At 70.8% G+C, this 23,179-nt stretch carries 3 protein-coding genes; all 3 read right to left on the bottom strand.

Annotation, left to right across the window (positions count from 1 at the left end; genetic code table 11):
* Positions 1-29: 29 nt before the first annotated feature.
* From ACFVH0_RS26870 to asnB, 3 genes are read right to left on the bottom strand one after another with little or no spacing between them, the layout of a single operon-like run.
* On the bottom strand, positions 30-956 hold the full coding sequence (locus ACFVH0_RS26870; protein ID WP_385824165.1) for a LysR family transcriptional regulator: 927 nt from the start codon (positions 954-956) through the stop codon (positions 30-32).
* The gene (locus tag ACFVH0_RS26865; protein ID WP_385824163.1) at positions 953-21,103 is read right to left on the bottom strand and encodes an SDR family NAD(P)-dependent oxidoreductase; all 20,151 of its coding nucleotides are present in this window, start codon (positions 21,101-21,103) and stop codon (positions 953-955) included. The genes ACFVH0_RS26870 and ACFVH0_RS26865 overlap by 4 nt, the downstream gene beginning before the upstream one ends.
* Positions 21,103-23,145 (bottom strand): asparagine synthase (glutamine-hydrolyzing), encoded by a 2,043-nt coding sequence (gene asnB / locus ACFVH0_RS26860; protein WP_385824160.1) that lies wholly within the window; start codon positions 23,143-23,145, stop codon positions 21,103-21,105. Before asnB ends, ACFVH0_RS26865 begins: the two co-directional genes overlap by 1 nt.
* Positions 23,146-23,179: the final 34 nt, after the last annotated feature.

Below are 23,179 nucleotides of genomic sequence, written 5' to 3'. Positions count from 1 at the left end.
CTGCCGGCCGCACCGTGGACCGTTCCGCGTCACACAATCGCATTCACTTCGCCGCTGAGCGAAACCGCGGAGCCCAGCACGTCCAGGAAGGCTCTGGCGCGGCTACTGAGGTGCAGATCGGGCATCATGGCCACGCCGAGGGCGGAGCGAGGCACCGCTCCGGCGATCTCGACCGATCGGACCCTCCCGCCGTCCAGGGTCCGCGCATGGGCCGCGCGTTGATACATCAGGGCGAACCCGGAGCCCGCGGCCACCAGTCCGCGCATCGTCTCAAGACTCGTCGTCGTGATCACTTGCGGCATGGGCACGCCCGCAGTGGCGAACATCGTCTCGAAATGGCGGAGAACGGCCGGGACGTCCAGGGTGACGAGCGGTCGGGCGGCCAGCTCGTCCAATCCGATCGAGCCGGTCATGCCCATGGGATCATCGTCCGCCAACAGGGCATGGACGGGCAGCTCGGCCAGAGGGTGGAACCTGGCATCGCCCGACAGGAAGTCGTACGTCACGGCCAATTCGCACCGGCCGTCCTGCAGCAGCTCCAACAGCCGCTCCGATGCCTCATGAACGTTCAGCTGCAGGGCCGTGTACCGCTGTTCGGTCACCCTGTGGACCAGGGGCAGCAGGAAGGGGGCGATCGAGAAGAAGAATCCGACGTCCAGCCGGCCGGCGGTGTGGCCTGCCAGGGCGTCGCCCTGAGCCTTGAGGTTCCTGGCCTGCCCCAGCAACGCGCGTGCCTCCCGGAGCAGGTGGCGGCCGCTCGGGGTCAGGGTGACACCGCGGGCGTGATGGCGCAGCAGCAACTGCACACCGAGCTGGCGTTCCAGCTTCATCACGGCGGAGGAGACCGTCGACTGCGACGCGCACAGCCTCTCCGCCGCCTCCGATATGTTGCCGAGCTCCGCGGAAACGACGAAGTACCGCAGCTGCGTCAGGCTGAAGCCCAGGCGATCGCTCATCGCGCACCCCCCGAAAACCCCTGACGCGCGGACCGTTCCCGCCCGAAGGCGCAGTGTTCGCGGAGCCATTCGTGGACGGCGAGTGCGGTCGGCTCCGCGTACTCCTCAAGCATGGAGAAGTGGTCCCCCGCCACTTCCGTCCGTACGTGTTCCAGTGGCCAGTCGGCGCGCGCGTCGTCGCCGAGCAGGTCGAGCAGGGTCTTGTCCTCCGCGGCGCTCACCAGGAGGGTCGGGGTGGTCACCGGCAGGGGACGCCAGCCTTCGAGCAACTGCGCGTACCACGCCATCGCCGTGAGCTGGTCGTCGACGACGGGCAGTTGGGGGAACCGGTCCATCAGCCGTCTTGTGAGCACCGACATTCCCCGGATCATGGCGGTTCCGGCCGACTGGAGCGTGTCGAGCAGTACCAGAGCGGCGGGCGGAGCACCGGCCTTCTCCAGCCGTCGTACCAGCTCGTGGGCGACCCATCCGCCGGAGGAGTAGGCGGCGAGTGCGAACGGCCGGCCCTCGAACCGTCGGATCAGCGTTCCCGCCAGCCGGTCCGCGGCCGCTTCCAGGTCCGCCGGAAGCGGCTCACCTGTGCCGTATCCGGGGATGGAGACCGTCCGCACCTGGCGGCGGCCGCGGAGTGCGGCCGCGAACTTCACGTACTGGTGGGCCCCGGTGGGGGCGATGAGGGAGGGCAGGCAGACCAGGGCCGGTTCCTGATCACCGTCCGACAGCCGCAGGGTCTCCGGCTCCGGCCCGGCTGCGGTCGCGGAGGTCGGCCGGAGCCGGGCCGCGATCGAAAGCAGGTCTGCGGCCTGCTGCGGGGTGCCGGTCCGTACCGCCGTACGGAAGAGCGCGGCAATGGGCTGTGCCGGTGCCGTGGCGGGAGGCGCGGACGGCTCCGGCGGCCGGACCCCGGTGTCGGGGGCGGGTGTCGCCGCCGGCGCGGGGCTCAGTCGAGCCAGCAGGGCGTCCACCCGAGGGCCGCCGGTCGCCATGAAGTGGTCGGTGAGTTCCTCGACGGACTCGGCGTCGAAGAGCAGGGTGGACGGAACCTCTCCGAGGTCCTCGCGCAGCGCGGCGGTGAGCTGAAGGACGAGGATGGAGTCCATCCCGTAGTCGCTGAGCGGGGCGGAGAGCGCGATCTTCTCCGGCGGAATGCCGAGGGTCCGCGCGGCCCGGTCCCTGAGGTATCCGGCCATGATGCCGGCCCGGCTCTCCGTACCGGCGCCGGACGCAGCGGCTGTCGCGTCGGCCGGGGGCCATGCCGGGGCGGGGCGGGGGTGCGGGGATACGGTGACCTGCGCGGGGGGCTCCGGGAGCGCTCGCGGAGCAGAGGTCTCCCGCCGCGCCGGCGGGGCCACTGTCTGCCGGGCGATCCCGTCGCTCTCGGCGGCGATGATCTGCTGCCCGAGCTCAAGTGTCTCGGGCAGCACGGAGACGACGGCGGGGAAGCCCTCGCTCACCAGTACCTCCCGCCAGTTCGCGGGCGACAGCGCGGGGGAACCGGGTACGCGCAGCGCGTGGTCCTCGAAGAGCCACCAGCCCTCCAGCAGTCCGAACGTGAGATGGCTGGAGACATCGAACGCCGCCAGTTCGTTCAGCAGGAGCCATCCCCCGTCGCGCAGCGCCGCCTTCGCGTTGCGGATGGTGTTCCGGGTGTCGCGCGTCGCGTGCAGTACGTTCGCGGCGATGACCAGGTCGTAGCTCCCGCTCTCCACTCCCTGCCCGGCCAGCGGCTGTTCCGCGTCGAAGCGGGCGTAGGAGAGATACGGAACGTCCGGACCGTACTCGGTCCTGGCGTGGTTCAGGAACGCCTTCGAGAGATCGGTGTACGCGTAGGTCTCGATGTGGTCCTGGAACGGGCGCAGTGCGGCGAACATCCCGGTGCTGGTGCCGCCCGTACCGGCGCCGATCTCCAGGATGCGCAGGCGGGCGGCCGGGTCCAGACGCAGCCGCTCCGCGACGATGGCGGCCGCGGTGTCCGTCATGGCGCGGTTGTACATGTCGGCCACGCGGTTGTTGCGGTATGTGCCTTCGACGAGTGCGACGGAACCGCGCGGGAACAGGATGTCGGTGGGCCTGGTCCTGCCGGTGAGGATGTCCGGCAGCGCACCGAGTGCGGCATCGAGCAGGGCGAGTTCTGCCGCCTTGTCCGGATCAGCCGACCACTGCGCGCGGCGCCGGTCCCACTCCCGGCCGAGGACGTCCAGCGGCGGGGCCGACGGCGGCACGATACGGAGCGCGTGGTCGAGCCAGGTGTCGTACCGCTCCAGGATTCCGGCCCGCCCGCGCAGCGCGGCTACGTCTGCGCGGGCCGGCGGCGTACCGGGGTCGCGCAGGCCGCCGAGTGCTTCCAGGTGTCCGCGGACCATGCGCGCGAGGAGCGGATCGCGTTCGCTCCTGCGCCACTCGGCGATCGCGCGCATCGCCTCCCATTCGGACGGCGCCGCGGTCTCCGCCACGATGGCGGCGGGCGTGATGCGGGACCGCGCCCTCTTGTGGACCGTGAGCCGGGTCGCCGGGTCGATCCCCGCGATGGCGTCGGTCTTGCGCAACTTGATGAAGCTCAGCTGACGCTGCGGCCCGCGCAGCAGCGTGTCGAGTGCCTCCATCGCCTCGGGCGGCTCGATCGAGAGGAGGCCCCAGCGGCCCATGTGTTCCCGGTGGAGTTCGGTCGAGGCGCTGCCGGTGCTCCCCCACCACCCCCAGTTCATCACCTTCACCGGGTACTCCCGGTGCCTGGCGAGGAATTGGGCGTAGGCGTCGCTGAAGGTGCATCCGGCCGCGTAGTTGCTCTGGCCCGCGGCGGTCGTGAACGACTGGACGGACGAGAAGAAGAGGACGAAGTCCAGGGGCTCGTCCGCGAAGACCTCTGCCATGGCCACGCTGACGTCGGCCTTCGCGGTGAGGCCGGCGCGCAGCGTCGCTTCGTCCATGCGCGCCAGGCTCTGGTCCCGCAGGTCCAGCGCCGCCTGGATGACGCCGTGGATCCGCGGGTGGTGCCGCCTGATCTCCTCGTATGCGGTGCGCAGCGACGCGGGATCGGAAGCGTCTGCGGAGAGGTAGCGCACGCTGCCGCGCCCGGCGCAGGTGCTCAGCTTGGCCTCGATCGACGCGTCCTGCGGGCGCCGCCCGATCCAGATCACATGGGCGCCGTGGCGCTGGACGACATGCCGGGTCCATACGGTGCCGAGCCCGCCCGCACCCCCGATCACGACATAGACCCCGCCTTCCCGGTACGCGTCCCGCCGTTCGGTCCCGGGCTCGACCGGTACCCAGCGCCGGACCAGCCACTGGCCGGCGCGGCGCACCAGGGTGTCGCTCTCCGCGTGGTCCGGGAGTGCCGGCAGGTCCTCGGCCGGGCCGGCGGTGTCGAGGTCCGTGCGGCGTACCGACCAGTTCGTGTACTCCTGCCCGAGCGATCCGAAGAAGCCGTGCAGCCCGGCGTGGGCAGGTGCCGTCGGCTCGGTGTCGTACGTGGCCAGGGCGCTGCGCGTCACCAGTGTCACGGCGAGCGGACGTGCGTCGTGTCCCGTGCGGACGAGGGCCTTGACCATGCGGAAGGCCGCGATGACGCCGTCCTCCTGGGCCGCGGTGAAGCCGGCGGTGTCGGCCGGCAGCAGCGCGCCCCGGCCCTCCGGCGCCGTACCGGGCGCGATCCAGACGAGGTGGCCGACCGGTGCCAGGTCCCGGAGCCGGGACGTGATCTCGTCCGTCGACGCGCTCGGTTCCAGGTCCCACATCGTGGCACTCGGGTACTGGCGGGCGAGCCCGGACCGCTGCCCGGTGGTCCCTCCGACCACGAGGACGTGTTCCGCGGGCGGCAGTGCGCGGGTGCCGGGGGTGGGCCCCGGCACGGGTTCCCAGACCGGAGCGAACAGTGAGGGTGCCGGTTCCTTCAACCGGCGGGAGGTGTATCCGGTCATCCGGACGCAGACCTCCCCGTCCCCGTCGACGAGGTCCACGTCGAGCCGGCTCAGCGCGGTCGCCGTCCGGGTGCCGTCCGCGACACGGACGACAGCCCACATCGAGGCCGTGCAGGGTGCGAAGAGTTCGAACCTGTCGAGCGCGAAGGGCACGACGGTCTCCACGGCGGCCCCGCCGTCGGCGAGTTGCAGCGCGATCGAGGACTGGATGGCCGAGTCCAGCAGCGCCGGGGGCAGTACGTACCCGGTGTCGGCGGGGTCCGTCCCGGCCGGCAGGTCGAGCCGTGCCAGGACGGTGCCGGAACCGACGTGTGCCTCGCGGACAGCGCGGAGAGACGGCCCGTGGACGATGCCCATCGCCGCGAGCGCCGCACGGACGCGTTCCGCGGACACGGTTGTCCCGCACACGGCGCGGAGCGACGCGAGGTCGACGCGGTCGGGGCGGGCCGTGCCGGAGAGGGCCACGCGCCCGGTGGAGAACACGACCTCAGCGGCGTCCCCGGCGGTGTTCGAGGCGATCTCGAAGGTGAGTTCCTCGCCTTCCGCCGGCTTCACCAGGACATCGACGCCCAGTGGCTCGTCGTCGAGGGCGAGCGGCCGTACCCAGGTCATGTCGCGTATCAGCAGGGGCGTTGTCGCCGCTGTGCCCCACGCACGCGCCGCCGCCTCCCGTGCCATTTCGAGGTGGGCGGCGCCCGGGAGGACGCGCTGCCCGCGCACCGTGTGGTCGCGGAGGACGGCTTCGTCGCCGTTGAAGAGCGTCGAGGCCCGTAGCGCGCCGGGGAGGTCCGCCACCATCGACGACCGGTGGATCAGCGGATGGTGCGGGAGGGGCCGGCCGGGGGTGGTGACGGGCGGAGGTGACAGGGGCGGCGTTCCGGCCCAGTGGCTCTCTCCGGCGAACGGGTAGGTCGGCAGCGGGATCCGGAGATGGGCCCCCGCTGCGAACGCTGCGCCGTAGTCGAGGTCGACGCCCTGTGCGAAGTACCTGGCGAGGGCGGTGAGGTCCGCGCGGTACGCAACGGCATCCGCTTCGGAACCCGTCGGGTGTGCGCATCGGCGGAGGCATTCCTCGCCGTGGCTCTTCTCCGCACCGGCACCCGCACCCGCGGCGCCCTTGCGCGCCGGCACCGCTCGGCCGGTGAACGCCCTTGCTCCGTCCAGCCCTTCGCCGAGGATCCGCAGCAGCTCCGTGCGGTCCGCCGCCACGCAGGCGAACCGGTGGGCGAACCGGTCCCGGCCGACGGCGAGCGTGTGGGCGAGGTCGCCCAGGTCGGGGAGGTCCGCGCGACGGCAGTGCTCCGCGAGCCGGTCGAGTTGCTGAATCAGCTGTTCACGTGAGTGCGCGGAGAGGACCACGAGATACGCGGGACGTGGCGTACGGGCGCGGGCTCGGGCGGCGGGAGGTGCTTCCTCGATGACGAGATGCGCGTTGGTGCCGCTCGCGCCGAAGGAGCTGACCGCGCCGCGGCGCGGTCCGCCGTCGGCCGGGGGCTCCCAGCGGTGGCTGCGCGTACTCACGTAGAAGGGGCTGCCTTCGAGACCGACGGCGGGGTTCGGCTTCTCGAAGTGGAGTGAGGCCGGGATCTGCTGGTGCCTCATCGAGAGGAGGATCTTGAACACCCCCGCGACCCCTGCGGCGAACTGGGTGTGCCCGAGGTTCGTCTTGACCGAACCCAGCGCGCAGTAGCCGGACTTCTCCGTGCTGGCCCGGAACGCGCGGCTGAGCGCCGAGAACTCGATGGGATCGCCGAGCGGGGTGCCGGTGCCGTGCGCCTCCACCAGCCCGATGGACTCGACGTCGATGCCGAAGGACTCGTAGATGTCTCGCAGCAGATGCTCCTGCGAGACGGAGCTGGGTGCCGTGATGCCGTTGGTCGCACCGTCGTGGTTGCTGCCGGTGGCGCGGACCACGCCGTGGATGTGGTCCCCGTCGGCGATGGCGTCATCGAGCCGCTTGAGCACCAGGACACCGACGCCCTCGCCCGGTACGAATCCGTCGGCACGGTGGTCGAAGGTGTGGCAGCGGCCCGTCGCGGAGAGCATTCCGGCGCCGTCGGCCAGCTCGTAGAGGCGCGGCGTCGACTGGACGAAGACACCGCCCGCCAACGCCATCTCCGTCTCGCCCGACCAGAGCCCCCGGCATGCCAGGTCGATCGCGACGAGCGAGCTGGAGCACGAGGTGTCGACGGCCAGCGCGGGGCCCTTCAGATCGAGGAAGTAGGAGACGCGTGCGGGGATGAGCGACGCCATGTTCCCCCAGAACGCCTGGGCGGGCGCGTCGTCCCCGAGGACCTCCTGGTAGTCGCCCTTGTAGCAGCCCACGTACACGCCGCAGCGGGTCTCGCCCAGGTGCCGGCCGGCGTACCCCGCGTCCTCCAGTGCCTTCCACGCCTCTTCGAGGAGCAGCCGCTGCTGGGGATCCATCGCGGCTGCCTCGACGCCCGAGATGCCGAAGAACAGCGGGTCGAACCGGTCGATCCCGTGGAGGAATCCCCCCTGGGTGCAGCGCGCGGAGCCGTCGGCGCCGGTGTCCGCGAGATTCCAGCGGGTCGCCTCCGTGATGAGGTCGTCGCCGTTCGCGAGGTGCGTCCACAGGTCGTCCAGGCTGTCGGATCCGGGGAACCGGCCGCTCATCCCGACGATGGCGATCGGCGCGTCGGCGGCGGGCCGTCCGGCGGGGCGGGAGCCGGGCGTGGTCCGTGGACGCGCTTCACCGGTGACGGCCGGCGGCGGGGCGGCGGGGCCGATATCGGCGTACTCCGCGAGCAGATGCGCGGCGAGACGGTCGGCGGAGCTGTGGTCGAAGACGACGCCGGTCGACAGGTCGAGCCGGAGCGCCTCGTTCAGCAGGTGGACGAGGCGGACCGCGAGGATGGAGTCGAGTCCGTAGTCGGCGAACGCGAGCCCGCCGTCGACCTCGTCCGGCGGCATGACCAGCACCTGCGCGATCGTCGCGCGCACGGTGCCGGCGACCCATTCGTCACGTGTGACATCGGGTGCGGCGTCCGGCGTCTCGTCGGGCGTCGTGTACGGCCCGGCCTTCCCGGACCACGGCGCGGTTTCTTCGGGCTGCGGCCCGGCCTTCCCCGGCTGCGGTGCGGCGATGGCCGGAGTCGCGGCGGGCGCCGCCTCCCGGACCGGTGCCAGGTCCCCGACCCAGTACCGGTCCCTTGCGAACGGGTACGTCGGCAGGGATATCCGGCGGGGCGACGTGGCCCCGTGCAGCCGCCGCCAGTCCAGCTCCACTCCGCCGGTCCAGAGCGCGGCCAGCTTGTCGTGCTTCCCCTTGCGGGCCCACCGCTCGACCAGGAGTTCCCGGAGGTCGTCGTCGGCCGAGATCTCGGCGACGGCGCCCGGGGCCTGTCCGGCGCTGCCCCGGTGGAGGCCGGGTGTCCCCGCCCCGTCCCCGTTCTCCGCGTACTCGCGCAGTACCCGCAGGAGCTCGGGCAGTGAGGCGGCGGTCACCGCCAGGCGTTCCTTCATCGCCTCACGCCCGACCTGCAGGGTGAAGGCGAGATCCGCCAGGCCGACGGCCGCCCGCTCGGCCTCCCGGCGTTCGAGGAACGCGACCAGGCGCGCGGCGGAGTGCCGCAGCCGCTCCGGTGTCCGCGCGGAGAGGACGAAGAGCTGCTCGCCCTCTCCGGACGCCGGCCGGTCCGGGGCGGGGTCCGGCACGTACTCCTCAAGGATCACGTGGGCGTTCGAGCCGCCTGCCCCGAAGGAGGAGACCGCCGCGATCCGTGGTGTCCGCGACTCCCACGGCGCGAGTGTCCGCTGGACGAAGAACGGCGTCTCCTCGAACCTGATGCCCGGGTTCAGCTCCTGCGCGTGCAGGCTCGGTACGAGCGTGCGGTGCCGGAGCTGGAGTACGGCCTTGGTGACCCCCGCGATCCCCGCGGCGGCCTCCAGATGCCCGATCATCGATTTCACGGAGCCGATCGCGCAGAACTGCTTCTCGTCCGTGGACTCTTCGAAGGCGAGCGAGAGACCCTTCACCTCGATCGGGTCGCCCAGCTCCGTGCCGGTGCCGTGCGCCTCGACGTAGCTCACCGCCCGCGCCGGAACCCCGGCCCGGGTCAGCGCGTCGCGGATCAGTTCCGCCTGGGCGGTCGGGCTCGGCACCGTATAGCCGTGGGACCGCCCGCCGTGGTTGATGCTCGTCCCGCGCACCACCGCGAGGACCTGGTCGCCGTCGGCGAGAGCGCGAGCGAGGGGTTTCAGCAGCACGGCGCCCACACCCTCGCCGGGCACGAACCCGTCACCGCCGCTGCCGAAGCTCCGCACCCGGGCCTGCGAGGACAGCATGGTGGAACGGCACAGCTCGACGTAGTCGGACGAATGCAGATACAGGTTCACCCCACCGGCGATGGCCAGCTCGCAGGAGCCCCGGCGCAGGTGCTCGCAGGCTTCGTGGATCGCCGTGAGCGAGGAGGAGCACATCGTGTCGATCGTCAGGCTCGGGCCGTGGAGGTCCAGGACGTACGAGGTACGGGCGCTGAGCGAGGCGAAGGAGAGCGAGGGCACGACCGTTTCACCGGACGGCAGCCGGGCCGCGCCGTGCCGTGCGTGGCCGGACTTGGTCACACCGGCGAAGACACCCACGCGCCGCTGATGGCGTCGGGCCAGTTCCTCGCGGGTGTAGCCCGCGTCTTCGATCACTTCCCAGGAAGCCTGGAGGAAGAGGCGCTCCTGCGGGTCCATGGCGTAGGCGTCACGCGGCGCGATCCGGAAGAAGTGCGGATCGAACGCTTCGAAGTCCCGCAGGAATCCGCCCCACTTGCTGTAGCTGCGGCCGGTGGCGATGGCTGTGTCACGATCCGGCTCGTAGAAGCCGTCCAGCGGCCAGCGGCCGGGGGGAATCTCCGTGATGCAGTCGCGTCCCGCCGTGAGGTTCGCCCAGAACTCGTCGGTGTTCTCGGCCTGCGGATAGCGCCCGCTCATCCCGATGATCGCGATGGCGTCGTCCGGCTCGGGCGGGCCGGACGCGGTGGCTGTCGCGGGTGTGTGCCACGCCGCCGGCAGCCGGAGCGGGCCGGACGGGCCGTCGGTCCGCGCACCGGGGGCGGGCGGGGTGGGTGCCCCGGCGAGCCTGCCGGCGATGGCGCGCAGTGTGGGGAATTCGTAGAAGAGCGTCGTCGGGACCTCGCCGTACATCGAGGACAGCTCCCTGTTGAGCTGTACGACCATGACCGAGTCGAGGCCCAGGTCGTCGAGCGGCCGGTCGGCGTCGATGTCGTGGAGGGGGAGCTTGGTGACCCGGGCGAAGAGCTCCACGACCGACCGGAGCGTCTCCCGGTCCGGCCGCCCGGCAGCCGTCTCCGGTGCGGGAGCGGCGGCGGGCGGGGGGACGGGAGCGGACTCGACCGGCTCGCCGTGGTGCACCCAGATCTGGTCCTCGCCGGCCCGGCCCAACCGCCAGGCGCTCAGGAGGGCTTCGAGTCCGGCGTCCGACTCCATCGGCACGAGACCGCGGCTGCGCCGGAGGTACGAGCGGGTCGCGTCGTCGACCGCCATTCCGCCGTCCTTCCAGAGCGGCCAGGCGATCGCGACCGTACGCCCCGACCGTTCGGCGGCCGCGACACGCGCGTTGCGGCGGGCGGCGTACTCGCCGAGATGGCCGTTGGCCGCGGCGTAGTCGGACTGGCCGGGATTTCCGGTGACCGCCGTGCCGGACGAGAAGACGAGGAAGGACTCGATGGGCATGTGCGCCGTGGCCCGGTCCAGGTGCACCACTCCGTCGACCTTCGGGGCGAGGACCTTGTCCCACTGTTCCGTCGTCTTGTTCGTGAGGTACGCGTCGTGGATCACGCCCGCGGCGTGCACGATTCCGTGGATCGCGCCTGTCTCCTCGCCGACTCGCGCGACGAGGTGGCGGACCTCCTCCCAGCGGGAGACGTCCGCGACGGCGTACTGGGCCACCGCACCGGCTTCCCGCAGCTCGGAGAGCAGTTGACCTATTCGGGCGTCCGGCGCCGAGCGTCCGACGAGGACGAGAGTCGGGCGTACGGCGTCCCGTGCGATCCGGCGGGCGACGACGGCGCCGATGCCACCGGCGCCTCCGGTGATCAGGTAGACGCCTCCCGAGCGCCAGGGCGTGCCCGTGCCCTCGGCCGCCGAGGGCACCCAGCTCCGCACCCGGCGTTCCGTGCCCCGGTGCAGAACGAGTGTGTCGTCCGTGTGCCCGGCGTTCTCCAGGACGATCGCCGCGATGCCGTCCGCTTCGCGCTCGCCGTCGAGAGCGAGGATCTGCCCGGCGATGTGCGGACTTTCGAGCGCCGTCGTGCGCAGAAATCCCGCGAGCGCGGGCCCTACCGCCTCGTCGCCGTCCGCCGGTGTCACGACCTGCACGAGGGTGGCGCCGTCGTGCGCCTGCCCGGCGAGCCCCCGGACGATCTCGAAGACCTGGCGCGAGAGGTCGGTGAAGCGGGTCTCCGGGCGCCGTTTGGCGGTGGTGACGGCGTGGCAGCGCACACCCGGCAGACGGCGCTCCACGCTGTCCCGCAGGGCCGCCGGTGCTCCGCAGAGGATCACGACATGACGTGTGTACGCGGTCCCGTCGGCCAGGTCCCGTGACGCGGGCTTCGGCGTCCAGCGGGGTACGAACAGCGTCGTGCCGGCCGAAGGGTGTTGTCCGGCAACGCTGTTGGCCTTCTCCGCGCTGTCGGGGAGCCAGTACCTGTCGTGTGCGAACGGGTACGTGGGCAGGTGCGCGCGCCCGGGCAGGGCCGCGTCGGCGGCCTCGTACAGCCGCCGCCAGTCGACCTCCGCCCCGGCGCTCCAGCGCGCGACCGCGTCGGCGAGACCGTCCTGCGCCGGCCGGTCGCCGTGCTGTACCCCGCTCACCCGTCCACTCTCCTGCCCGCTGATGAACTCCCGTAATTTCCCGGCGAGTTCACGGTGGGAGGAGACGACCCAGCCGATCCGTTCGGCCATGGCTTCGCGCCCGGTCTGGAGCGTCCACCCGATCGAACGGAGCGGAGCGGGACCGGTCGTGCCTTCCAGGTACGCGAGCAGGTTCCGCGCCCGCTCACGGAGCTGCTGCTCCGTACGGGCGGAGAGGGGTACGGCGACCCGGCTCCCGGGGCCGTCCGTGTCCTGTGCCGGACTCGTGTCCGGCGTCCGCCCGGTGTACTCCTCGATGACTACGTGGCAGTTCGCGCCGCCGAATCCGAAGCTGCTGACCCCCGCCCGTCGCGGGGCGAGGCCACCGTCACGGTCGCGGGGCCGCTCCCACGGTTCATTGGCGCGCACGATGCGGAACGGGCTGCCGTCGAGCTGGATGTAGGGGTTGATCCGGTCGCAGTGCAGGCTCCGCGGAAGGGTGCCGTGTTCCATCGCGAGGACCACCTTGAGCAGCCCGGCGATGCCCGCGGCGGCCTCCAGATGACCGATGTTGGTCTTCACGGAGCCGAGCCCGCAGGTCGCGGTGGTGTCGCCGCCGAGCTGCCGGAACGCGGCCTGGAGCGCGCGCACCTCGACGGGGTCGCCCAGGGCGGTGCCGGTGCCGTGGGCCTCCACATAGCCGATCGTGCGGGGGTCGATGCCCTCCATCGCCCGCACCACGAGGTCCGCCTGCGCGGTGCCGTTGGGCGCCGTGAGGGAGTTGGCCCGCCCGCCATGGTTCTCCGCGGTCCCGACGATCACGGCGAGGATCGCGTCCCCGTCGCGCTCCGCGTCGGCGAGGGGCTTCAGTACGACGGCGCCGACGCCCTCGCCACGTACGTAGCCGTTCGCCCCGCTCGCGAAGGTCTTGCAGCGTCCGTCCGGGCTCAGCATGCCGGCCCGCCCGGCGCTGACGAACGTGTCGACGCTGAGCAGGAGGTTCACCCCGCCCGCTATCGCGGCGTCGCACGCCCCGGAGCGGATGGCCTCGACGGCTCGGTGGACAGCGACGAGCGAGCTGGAGCAGGCCGTGTCGACGGGCTGACTCGGGCCGTGGATGTCGAGTACGTACGAAATGCGGTTGGCGAGCATGGAGTGGGCGTTGCCCGTGGAGGTGAAGGCGTCCGGCGGGGTGCCGTGGGCCGCGAGCAGAGTCGCGTAGTCGGTGCCGGAGACACCGAGGAACAGTCCGGTGTTCGCCGGCAGGCCGGAGGGCGCGTAGCCGCTGTGCTCCACCGCGTTCCAGACCGTCTGCAGCGCCAGCCGGTGCTGGGGGTCCATCAGCTCGGCCTCGCGCGGCAGGATGCGGAAGAAGGCTGCGTCGAACGCGTCCACGTCGTCGAGGACGGCCGCGTGGTGCGGAAACTCTGCCGCCCGGGCGATCCGCGCATAGTCCGCGTCGTAGCGGTCGAGGGGGAAGGCCGTGACGCTGTCGGTCCCCGCGGCCAGATTCGCCCAGTACGCGTCCAGATCGGGTGAGCCGGGGAACCGGCCCGCGGCTCCGATGACGGCCACCGGAAGGGGTGAGTCCGCCGGTGCCGGGCGCTGTGGGACGGCCGGCCCGGCGTCAGGAGCCCCGGTCGTCTCTTCAGCCGTTCCGGCCATGGCTCCAGCCGTTCCGGTCGTCTCGCCACCGGACCGGTTTCCGGGGCCCGGGTCGGGCTCCCCGGCGGGGTCCGGTGGGAGTGAGCGCTGGTACGCCGTGCGCAGTGGGCCTTCATGCTCCGTGAAGAGGTGCCTGCCCAGTGAGTCGAACGTATTGCGGTCGAAGAAGACCGCCGGGGTCAGATCGATACCGAACCGCTCGCGTACCTGCTGCGACAGGGTGATGAGCGAGATCGAGTCGAAGCCGAAGGCGTCGAAGCCGGTACGGGCGTCGAGTTCACCCGCGTCGAACTTGAGAATGCCGCCCGCCATCTCCCGCAGCTCGTCCACCGCGAAGGAGATGACGTCGTCGCCGTCCCGCCCCGGTGCCTCCCGGTCCGCAGCTTCGGCTCGGTCTGCCGCTCGTTCGCTCATGTCCCGGTCCTTTCGCGGTCCTTCGTCATCGCCGCACCACAGGTCGTGGAGCACACCGACCACCTGGCCGTTCCGGTCCAGCAGGCCGACGGACCCGCCGAGTCCTTCTCCGACGGCGGTCACGTCGAAGACGACGTACGCGACCGGGACGCTCCCGTCGCTCCCGCCGCTCCCGTCGGTGAGGAGCCGGATCTCGTCGATCCGGTGGGGCGCGGTCCGTGCCCAGTGCGGTGAGCCCTGCCGTTTCGCTTCGGCCTGGAGGCCCTGCGCGATGGCGGCGAGGACATGCGGAGCGAGGGTGACACGCGGTTTCACATGGTCCCGCTGGAGTTCGGGGGTGCCGACCTTGAGCACCAGTCGCCCGTCCGGCAGGCGGAACACACCTTCCGTGCCGCTGAGTTGTGGCGCGTATTCGATGCCGCCGTCCGCGAGTTCCGCGAGGAATTTCGCCGGGGACTGCGGTTTCGCCCGGTCGGGCGCGAGCACAGCGGCGGCGATTCCCGCGAAGCGGTCCGCGCGGGGGTGGCCGGAGAGCGGCGTACCGTCCTCCTCACCAGTCGGCACGTCGAACGCCGCTACGGGCATCCGGGCCCCCGCCTCGTCCTGTGTGAACACGAGTCCGGAGGCCTGTTTCCCGTCACGGGCGTCGAAGACCGTCACCAGGCGGGCGGCAGTCGCCCAGTCGACCGGGCCCAGGAGACGCAGCCGGCGCACGACCGACCCGTCGGCGAATCCGGAGACCTTGGTCGCGGCGATCGCCAGGTCGATGGCGAAGGTCGGGACCACGCCGCGCTTCCTGTCCTGCCGCTCCCCCGTGGTGCACCCGTAGTCGAGGAGATCGTCCAGGTGCACATCGAGCACGTACCGCAGCCCGTCGGCGTCCGACTCGTTCCTGCCGAGGAACGGATGGAGCTTGTCGCGCAGGGCGAGCGGCGCGATCACGGACGGCGCGCCCTCCTCCGGGGTGACCCAGCAGCGCACGCGCTCGAAGGGGTACGCGGGGAGCGAGACCCGTCGGGGTGGGCGTGTTCCTTCGTCGGCGTCGCGCCAGTCGACGCTCCTGCCACCCACCCAGGTGGTGGCGAGCCGCCGCAGCCCCTCGGTCCGCGGGCCACCGCTCACGAGCGCCGCACCGAGGTCCCGTTCTCCCGCCAGATAGCGGTCGACGGCGGCGACGGCTTCCCCGGTGGTCCTCGCGAGGAACGCCCAGCGGTGCGGGAGTTCGTTCTTGCCGACGCGGAGTGTGAACGCGATGGCCGCGAGGTCCGGCTCCGTGCCGGCCGCCAGGTATGCACGGAATCGGGTGAGGTATTCCTCCAGGGCCGATTCGTTCATCGCGGAGAACACGAGGAGTTCCTCGCGCCCGTCCTGTGCGCCGTGCGGATCGCGGTCGGGTCGCGGGTGCTCCTCAAGGATGATGTGCGAGTTCATCCCTCCCGCGCCGATCGAAGTGATCCCCGCCCGTCGGGGGTGTGTGATCCTGCGCCCCTCCACGGTTGTCACCGCGGGTTCCCACGCGGCGAGTTCCCGCTGCAGACGGAACGGTGTACGGGAGAAGTCGATGTCCGGATTGGTCACCGAACTGTGCAGTGAGGGGGCCAGTTTCCCCTTCTGCAACTGGAGGACGACCTTGGCGATGCCGATCATCCCGGCGGCGTGCAGCAGGTGTCCCATGTTCGACTTGACGGAGCCGATCGCGCAGAACTCGGTGTCCTTCGTGTACTTCTGAAAGGCCGTGGTCAGCGCCTTCACTTCGATCGGGTCGCCCAGTGACGTCCCGGAGCCGTGCGCTTCCACGTAGCTGATGGTCCGTGGATCGACTCCCGCGTCGTCGATCGCCTTCTCGATCGCCCGCGCCTGCATGCGGGGGCTGGGGACGGTGAATCCGTTGCGCACCCCCGCGTTGGCGAGGGCCGTCCCCTTGATGACGGCGTACACATGGTCGCCGTCGCGCTCGGCCTCGACGAGCGGCTTGAGGACGAGGGCGCCGACGCCCTCCCCGAGTATGGTCCCGTCCGCGCCCAGGCCGAAGCTCCGGATGACATCGGAGGTCGCCGTCGTGAAGTGCTCCTGTGACGAGCTGATGAGGTTGTACGGGTGCAGCAGCAGGTTCACTCCGCCCGCGACCGCCATCCGGCATTCGCCGGCCCGGAGCATCTGCACGGCCTGGTGCACACAGGTCGAGGACCCGGAGCACATCGTGTCCACGAACATCGAGGGGCCGGTGAATCCGTAGAAGTACGAGAGCATGTTGGGCAGCGTCGCCGTGTAGCTGCCGCTCGCCGGGGAACCGCGCGTCAGACTGTTCTGGAATCCGTACAGGCCGTAGTGGTTGCTCATGGAACCGGCCAGTACGCCGACGTCTCCGTCGTACTGCCGCTGGATCGTCTCGCGCGAATAGCCGGCGTCTTCGAGCGCCTCGACGCCCGTCTGCAGGAACAGCCGGACCTCGGGCGACATGTTCTCCGCGTCGCGCTTGGAGATACGGAAGTAGCGGGGATCGAACATCTCGATGTCACGGAGGAAGGTTCCGGTACGGATGGAGCTCTTGCCGAGGACGCTGCGGTCGCGGCTGTAGACCGCGTCGTAGTCCCAGCGTTCGCGCGGTACTTCGCGGAACTCGTGGCGGCCTTCGCCGAGCACGGACCAGAGTTCGCCGAGGGTGTCGGCGCCGGGGTACGTCCCGGAGATGCCGATGATCGCGATGTCGTGCCGGTCGTCGCGCGGTCCGGGTGCGGCGGGGGTACCGAAGACGGTCGGCGCGGGTGCGGTGGGAGTACCGCCGGTGTCGGAGGCGATCGGCGCGCGTGCGGCGGGGGTGTCGGAGGCGATCGGCGCGGGTGCGGCGGGGGACTGCGCCTCGTCCGTCCCGGCCGCGGGGGCCGTGGGTGCGGCCGGCGGCGTCGGGTCCTCGGCTCTGATGACCGCGCGCAGCTTGTCACGGTGTTCCGCAATGAGGTGGCCTGCGACGCCCTCGATGGTCGTGTACTCGAAGAAGATCGTCTTGGACAGCGGGCCGAAGAACACTTCGAGCGACGCGGTCGTCTCCAGAATGGCGAGCGAGTCGATCCCGTAGTCGACGAGGTTGGCCGTCTCGTCGAGCGTCAGGGGGTCTCGGTGCAGCACCTCTCCCACGATGCGGCGCAGCAGGGCCGTCGTACGCTCCGTCAGGTCTTCCTCCACGCCGGCGGCCGCGAGCTCCACGGGTGTGGTGTCCACGGGTACGGAGCGGGGCGCTGCCGGGAGCGGGGCGGTGGCCGTGAGCGTCGCGGCGGCGCCGTACGCCACCACGGTGTGGGCGGGCGCATCACGCAGCACGGCGCCCAGAACCCGGATGCCGTCCTCCGTCGGGAGGGGCTCCCAGCCCCGGTCCCGGCGCATCGACTCCCGCGTCACGGGGTCCATGGACATCCCGCCGTCGGCCCACAGCGGCCAGCTGACGGCCGACGTGCTCCCGCTCCGCTCGCCCATCTCCGCCAGTGCCCGGCGGTGGTGGGCGAATGCGTCCAGGAAGGCGTTCGCCGCCGCGTAGTCCGACTGCCCGGAGCTGCCGAACACCCCCGCCACGGAGGAGAAGGCGACGAAGAAGTCGAGCGCGAGGCCGCGCGTGGCGGCGTCGAGGTTGAGCACGCCGTCGACCTTCGGCGCCAGCACCGCCCGGACGTCCGAGGCGTTCTTGGTGAAGAGGTACGCGTCGCGGAGGACGCCCGCCGCGTGGACGACGCCGTCGATCGCTCCGTGATCGCGTGTGATGGTGCGTACCGCACGGTCCACATCGTCCTTCGAGCCCACGTCGACGGGGAGGTAGTGGGCCTCGACCCCCGCTTCCCGCAGTCCGCGCAGCGCCGTCCCGCTCGCGGCTCCGGGAGCCGACCGGCCGCTCAGGACGACGACTACGCCCGCACACCGGCCGAAGTACCGTGCGACATGCAGCCCCAGACCGCCGAGACCGCCCGTGATCCAGTAGACCCCGCCCTCCTTCAACGGCGGGATCTCCGCTCCTTCGCCGAGGCGGAATTCCACGGGACGTGCCGCGTGACGGGTGCCGTCGGCCGCGTAGCGGATCTCGCAGTCGGCCGACCGGTCGGCCGCCTCTGCGCGGAGGATGTCCGTGATCCGCTCCGGCGACGCGGTGTCGAGTTCCGCGACGCGTACGACACGGCCCGTGACACGGGGGTTCTCCACGACGACGGTCCTGAACAGGCCGGTCAGCGGCGCGTGGTAGTGCCGCGGCGACCGATCGTCCACCAGGACGACGAACCGGTGCGCTCCCCCGGGCTTCGACCTGACCAGCTCCGCGGCGTGCCGGAAGACCAGGTCCACCACGGCCCCGACACCATCGGCGACACGGCCGGGTTCGACATCGGGAAGGCGGGCGAGGGTGAAGCCGGTCGTGTCCTCCACGGCGGCGGTGTGTGCGCAGGCTCGTCCACTCAGGTACCCGCGCACGGACGGGAAGGGCGTTGTCCGGTCCTCCGGTAGGTCGAGGAGCGCCGGCACCCAGGGAACGGCGGCGGTGACGACGCCCGCGCGGGTTCCGCGTCCGGGCTTCGCCCCGTGCGTCCGCTGGACCAGCCCGCGCAGAGCGACCAGAACCACGCCCTCGGGGTCGCAGAGGTCGATGTCGAACACATCGAGCGTGCCGTGTCCTTCGCGGCGCCGGACCCACGCCCATGTCTCCGACACACAGGCGCCGTGGACCGTGAGTTCCTCGAACGCGAACGGCAGTGCCGGGCTGTCGGCCGGCTCTCGCGAGGTTTCCGCCAGGAGCACGACGGAGGACTGGAGTGCCGCGTCGAGCACGCTCGGAGGCAGAACGTATCCGGCGTCCGCCGCCTCACCGGCAGCGGGCTTCCCGATACGCGCGACCAGTTCCCGCGGCCCCAGCCAGAGCTCCTTGAGCCCGCGCATGGCCGGTCCGTACTCCAGGCCCCGGTCGTGGAACGCCGCGTACACGTCCAGCGGGCTGCGCTCCCCGGGGCAGGCTGCCAGCAGCGCGCCCAGATCGACGCGATCCGGCTCCTGCGGCCCGTCGGTCTCGACGATGCCCGAGCTGTGGACCGCGGCCGGGTCCGTGCCGGTGGCGACCTCGAAGGCAAGGGCGGCGCCGACCTGCGGGGTGAGCCGGACACTGACCTCGACCGGCGCGTCCGGTACGACGAGCGGACGCGGCCATGCGACGTTGCGGAGCCGGACGACCGTCGGCTCCGCCGCGTCGGGCCCCATCGCACGAACGGCCGCGGCCCGGACCATCTCGACGTGGGCGGCCGCCGGGAACACACGGGCACCGCCCACCACGTGCGAGGCGAGAAACGGCTCCGCTCCGGTGAACATCGAGCTGTAGCGGTGACCTGTGGGGCCGGAGGTGTCGGCGTGAACCAGTGGGTGCGCGGCGGCAGCGGCGCTCGCTGCCGGTGGCGTCACTCCTGCCTCGGCGCCCGGGCGCAGGGTCTCGACGCCCGTGCGCGGAGTCCCGGCCTCCTTGTGCGGGGCCTCGGCCTCCCTGTGGGGAACGCCGAACCAGTGCCGCTCCCGGGCGAAGGGATACCCGGGCAGCCGCACACGTCGTGGACGTGGCCGGGGTGCGTCGTGCCCGAACCGGTCCGCCCAGTCCACCGCCCCGCCCTGTACCCAGCGTGTCCCTGCCGCCCTCAGCTCGGCGACTTCCTCTTCCGTGCCTCGTGCCTTCCCGCCCAGGTGGAGTTCGCCCGCCGCACGGGTTCCGTCGGTGAACTCCCGTAGGAGCCGTTCCAGTTCGTCGCGGTCCTCGACGGCGAACGCGACCCGGGCGGGCATGGGATCGCGGCCGACCCGCAGGGTATGGGCAATGTCGGCGAGTGCCTGCGACGGGTGCTCGCGCAGGTGGGCGAGCAGATTGACCGCGACCGCGCGCAGTCGGTCCGGCGTCTTCGCCGAGAGCGGCAGGAGCTCCGGACCCCGGAGCGAGGCGTCCTGCGCTCCCGCATCCGCTTCATCGGGCAGGTGTTCCTCAAGCACGACATGCGCGTTCGTGCCACCGAACCCGAACGAGCTCACCCCGGCCCGCCGCGGCCGGATCGTTCCGTCGCTCTCCGGGGCCGTCGCGGTCCAGGGCCGGGTGTCGCGGACGACATGGAACGGGCTGTCCTCGAGCTTGATGAGCCTGTTCTGATTCCGGAAGTTGACGTTCGCGGGCAGTATCCGCAGTGCCAGCGAGCTGATCACCTTGGCGATCCCGGCGACCCCGGCGGCGCCTTCCAGATGCCCGATATTGGTTTTGACAGAGCCGATTCCGCAGCTCTCGGGCCGGGCGACGGTGCCCTGGGCCGCGTGGAGGTTCCGGAAGGCTTCCTTCAGAGCCATGATCTCGATCGGATCGCCGACGGGCGTTCCGGGGCCGTGCGCCTCGATATAGGTAACGGTATCCGGCCGGATTCCGGCGCGGGTGTAGAGCCCCTCGATCAGATTCGCCTGTGCCGTCGGGTTGGTGACGGTGAGGGAGTTGGTGCGGCCGCCGTGGTTCGTGGCTACGCCCTTGATGACCGCGTGGATGGGATCGCCGTCCGCGACGGCCCGCGCGAGGGGCTTCAGAAGGAGCACCGCCCCGCCTTCACCGCGGACGTAGCCGTCGGCGCTCTGGTCGAAGGCGCTGGCACGACCGGTGCGGGACAACATGCTCGCCTGGCTGAACGCGACGAAGTGCTTCGGCGACCAGATCAGGTTGACTCCGCCGGCCAGGGCGACACCGCACTCGCCGTTGCACAGCGCGCGTACCGCTTCGTACACCGACACCAGCGAGCTCGAACATGCCGTGTCGTTGGTGATGCTCGGGCCCTGGAAGTCGAAATAGTAGGAGATCCGGTTCGCAATGATCGAGTAGGCCGTCCCGGTGGGGAAATAGACGTCCGTCCTCGCCCCTTCGCGTTCCATCATTTCCGCGTAGTCCGCATGGCAGACACCCATGAAGACGCCCGTCTCCGTACCGGCGAGGGAACTCGCCGCATAGCCTGCGTTCTCGATCGCCCGCCAGGCGAGTTCGAGAGCCATGCGCTGCTGGGGGTCCATGCTCTCGGCCTCGCGCGGCGAAATATTGAAGAAATCGGCATCGAAACAGTCCGCATGCTCGATGAAGCCGCCCCAGACACTGTTCGTCTTCTGGGCCCCGAGCCTGGGGTCACCGAAGTACCGTTCCTTCGACCAGCGTTCCGGCGGGACTTCCGAGATGAGCGACCGGCCCGCGACGAGATGGCCGCCGAGCTCATCCAGTGTTTCCGCGCCGGGGAATCGCAGAGCGAGCCCGATGATCGCGACATCGTCCGTCGCGGGCGCCGGTTCGAACGTACTCATCAGATTCCTCCTGCAGAGGGGAGGCCCCGACCGGCCGGCGTCGATCCCCGTGAATTCCGCTGATCAATGATGGTGTTCACCTTGAAGTCGGCCGGTGCCGTTGATTCCCCGGGTATTTCCTGTCCGAGCACGAACTGCTGGTTGAGGACCGCGGTCGAGAGCAGGTAGACGAAGGCCTGGTCCTCCTTCGTACTGATCTCGTCCGTGGGCGTGGCCATGATCTTCTTGACGAGCTTCCGGGCGAACACCGGGTCGATGCCGTCGATCTTCTCCAGCTCCGTCTCCGAGAGGAGAAGTTCCAGGTAGTCGGGTTGCTGTTGCTTGAAGACGGCCGCTCCGGGCGCGCGGTACGGCTGCTTCCGCCGAGTGAGACTCGATTCCGGCAGCTCACCCCGGAACGCCTTCTTGAGGATGGCCTTCTCATCGAGACCGTCATCGAAGCGCAGATTGATCGAGGCCGCCGCGCGGACGACCGCGGGGTCCAGGAACGGGCACCGGTTCTCGACACCGTGGGCGAGGCTCATGCGCTCGCCCTGGGTGGAGAGGAGATAGCCGGGCAGCAGCGTCTTGAATTCGAGCCACTGTGCCTTTCGGACCGGGCTCAGCGCGGCATATCCGGGTGTCGCGCCGGTCAGGGCCATGAGATCCGCGAACGGTTCGCCATGTCGTTTCAGCAGGCGCGCGGCGAAACGGCCGTTCTGGTAACGGAGTTCGTGGGAGAAGAGACCGGGCAGCCGTTCGACGGCGAACTGCTCGAAGAGACCCTTCATCCGCGCCCGGTTCGCGGGGCCGAAATGGCTCAGTTCCGGGTGGAGGCTGCCGAGCCTGGCCATGCGCTCATCGTCCGACAGTTCGTTCCATGAAGCGCGCAGCAGCGTCTCACGGAAGAGCGAATACCCGAGGAACGCCTCATCTGCGCCCTCACCGCTGAGAATCACCTTGATTCCGGCCTCCCGCGCGTGGCGGGACAGGAGAAACATGGGGACGAACGCCGCGCGGAACGCGGGTACTTCCGCGTGGTACACGGCGGACCGGAAGTTCGCCGCGATATCGGCACTGGACACGGAAATGGACGAGTGGCGGGTGCCGAGGTGCGAGGCGACGACCTGCTGGCTGCTCGACTCGTCGAAGACCGCGTCGTCGAACTCCACGGAGAAAGTGCGGACCTCGTGCGAGGAGAGGTCGGTCGTCAGCTTGGTGACGATGGAGGAGTCGAGGCCGCCGCTCAGATAGACCCCGACCTCGACATCGCTCCTCAGCCGCATCTCGACGCTCTCACGGAGGGCATCGCGGACCAATGCGGCCGCTTCCCGTTCGGAACCGGTGAACGGCGGTACGTCGAGTTCGAGCTCCGCGTAGTCACCCAGAAGCGCCCGCCCGTCGCGGACGGTCAGGTAACACCCCATCGGGAGCTGGCGTATGTGCTTGAAAGGGGTCCGGTCGGGCAACGGCGTCCATACCGCGAAGGTGGAGGCGAGTTCGTGGGGGTCGAGCTCGAAACGGAACCCCGGGAACGCGCGAAAAGCCTTCATTTCGGAGGCAAAGAGGAATTCTCCGTTCCCGGCTCCCTGGGCGCCGCACCCCTCGCGGTCGACGTAGAAGAGCGGCCTCTTGCCGTATCTGTCCCGCGCCAGGAACAGGTCTCCCGACCTCACGTCCCGGATCGCGACCGCGAACGCGCCGTTGAATCGGGGCAGGCACGCGGGCCCCCATTGGGCCCATGCCTGCAGGAATACTTCCGTGTCGGAGCGAGTACGGAACCGGCGGCCGAGCCCACGCAGTTCCTCGCGCAGTTCGATGTGGTTGTACAACTCACCGTTGAAGCAGATCCAGTAGCGATCCGTCGGGTCGGCCATCGGCTGGGCGCCCATGGCGAGGTCGACTATCGACAGTCGTGCCGTGCCCATGGCGATGCCGTCGTCCAGGTAGTAGCCCGCCTCGTCCGGCCCGCGGTGGCGGATGAGCGAGAGCATCGAGGTCATCACCTCCGGCGTCCCTCCGTCGTGGAGCGAGGGCGCGACGAAGCCTGCGATTCCGCACATGCGGTGTTCTCCTTCTCCAGTGATCGTCGCGGTC

It is taken from the genome of Streptomyces sp. NPDC127117 (assembly GCF_042677325.1).
Lineage (GTDB): Bacteria > Actinomycetota > Actinomycetes > Streptomycetales > Streptomycetaceae > Streptomyces.
The sequence above is the reverse complement of the archived record's forward strand: the minus strand, read 5'-3'. Positions and strand labels throughout refer to the sequence as shown.